The sequence below is a fragment of the Acinetobacter lactucae genome, from assembly GCF_013344765.1.
Classification (GTDB): Bacteria; Pseudomonadota; Gammaproteobacteria; order Pseudomonadales; family Moraxellaceae; genus Acinetobacter; species Acinetobacter lactucae_A.
Genome location: NZ_JABVBF010000299.1, coordinates 1 through 1,785, shown reverse-complemented (window position 1 = coordinate 1,785; position 1,785 = coordinate 1). Strand labels below are relative to the sequence as shown.

The window sequence follows — 1,785 nt, the reverse complement described above, 5'->3', positions numbered from 1 at the left end:
ATATTACTGCAAATAGTATCTTAATGGGTCCGTTTGATACTCCAGGTATTAATTCTGTATGGACTGAGAGAGCAAAATCTCAATCAATTAGTTTTACAGACTTGTCTAAAATAGCTTTGAATAAAATTCCGGCTAAGCGATTAGGGAAAGTAGAAGAGTGTAGTTATTTATGTGCTTTTTTATGTAGTCAATATTCTGGATTTATGACTGGGCAAAGTATATTAATTGATGGTGGAGCGAATTTAACAATATGACTAAAGCAAGCAAAAGAGTTGTTGATTATATAGTTGATATACTTTGGAAAGAGAATATTCGTGTAGCTTTCGGTGTACCAGGTGGAGCTATTAATCCTTTATATGATGCTATGTCAAAAGATGGCAAAATTAAGCATATTCTTGCTAGACATGTTGAAGGTGCTTCGCACATGGCAGAAGGCTATAGTAGAGCATCAAAATCTAGTATTGGTTTATGTCTTGGTACTTCGGGCCCAGGTGCTACAGATATGATTACTGGACTTTATTCAGCTTATGCTGATTCAGTTCCCATTTTGTGTATAACTGGTCAAGTCAATAGCTCTGATCAGTATAAAGAAGCATTTCAGTCCGTTGATATAGTTTCAATTGCTAAGCCCGTTACTAAATTTTCAATTCAAATTGAGTGTGCCGATTTAGCTCCTAGTTATTTTCAAAAAGCATTTTGGTTAATGAGAAGTGGTAGGCCTGGACCTGTTTTAATTGATATACCTATTGATATACAGAATACAAAAATTTTCTATGACATAGATTCTTATGAACCTCTAGAAATTCATTATCCTAAAGTTTCAAAAAAGCAATTAGATAAAATTTTTAAATTATTAGAAGAGGCAAAAAAACCTATTATAGTTGCGGGCGGAGGGGTAGTTTCTTCTAATTCATTTGACAATTTGAATAAACTAGCAATACAAACTAATATTCCTGTTTCACCAACTTTAATGGGGAAAGGATGCCTACCTGATAATCATAAGAATATAATTGGTATGATTGGTACTCAAATATACTCTGGGTGTGCAAATACTAAATTTAACGAAGCTGATTTAATTATTGGTTTAGGAAACAGATGGGCTAATAGACATACGGGGAATATTTCTAGTTACATAGAAAAAAAGAAATTTATCCATGTTGATATTGAGCCAACTCAGATAGGAAGAGTAATTGCACCTGAGCTAGGTATCGTAAGTGATGTTAAATATTTTTTAAGTGAATTAATTAAATTTATCGATAAGAAAAGAAAGGAAAGTGGGAATACTAGTTTACTTTCATGGGAAAGTTGGCTTAAAGAGTGCCAAAATTTAAAAAAAGAAAGTGAAGAAAAACGAGCAATATCAATAAAATCTCTTGAATTGTTAGATAAAAATATTACTTTAGATATATTATTTGATTATATTGAAACATATATGCCAAAAAAAGTTTTGTATGTTACTTCAATTGGTCATACACAGATTGCTGCATCTAAAAGCTTATCTGTAAATAATCCTAAAGCATGGATTAATTGTGGGCAAGCTGGTCCATTAGGGTGGACTTTACCCGCAGCAATTGGTGCTAAACTTGCAAATAAAAATGATATTTTAGTAGTAGGTATTTCTGGTGATTATGATTTTCAATTCATGATTGAAGAATTAGCTGTAGCTGCACAATATAAATTAGGATATATTCACTTTATTGTTAATAATACTTATCTCGGTCTTATTAGGCAGGATCAACTTAAATATGGAACAGAATATGAAGTATACTTAGGCTTCCATAATAT

At 31.9% G+C, this 1,785-nt stretch carries 2 protein-coding genes; both read left to right on the top strand.

What is annotated here, in order from left to right:
• Window positions 1-254: SDR family oxidoreductase (locus HUN22_RS16840; RefSeq protein ID WP_174731791.1), on the top strand; the 254-nt coding region annotated here is incomplete at its 5' end.
• The coding region (locus HUN22_RS16835) for a thiamine pyrophosphate-binding protein (protein WP_174731788.1) at window positions 251-1,785 on the top strand (1,535 nt) is incomplete at its 3' end. The genes HUN22_RS16840 and HUN22_RS16835, both read left to right, overlap by 4 nt.